This is a genomic window from Anabaena sp. CCY 9910, assembly GCF_963920875.1.
GTDB lineage: Bacteria > Cyanobacteriota > Cyanobacteriia > Cyanobacteriales > Nostocaceae > Trichormus > Trichormus variabilis.
Window position 1 is genome coordinate 1 of sequence record NZ_CAWUDJ010000171.1, and the last position, 214, is coordinate 214.

Consider the following 214-nt stretch of genomic DNA (forward strand, 5'->3'; position numbering starts at 1 on the left):
CTGATTGAGCCAATCGTTGCGCACCTCGCAGTGACCGTGATCTGACCAGACAGCGGAATCGTCACAGATGCGGGCAAGTTCCATCGGTTTTGCAGCTGGGCGTCCTGCACCACGCCATCGGTGATGATGGCGCCGGCTTGGCCGACAATGTCCACGTCGCAGGACGAGAACGAAGCGGCCGCGCGCGCGATACCGTTGATCTTGACGTTGCTCG

General features: G+C 61.2%; 1 protein-coding gene. It reads right to left on the minus strand.

What is annotated here, in order from left to right; genetic code table 11:
- A partial coding sequence (locus ACM5QX_RS29715) for a hypothetical protein (RefSeq protein ID WP_414756786.1) occupies positions 1 to 214 on the minus strand: 214 nt, incomplete at both ends.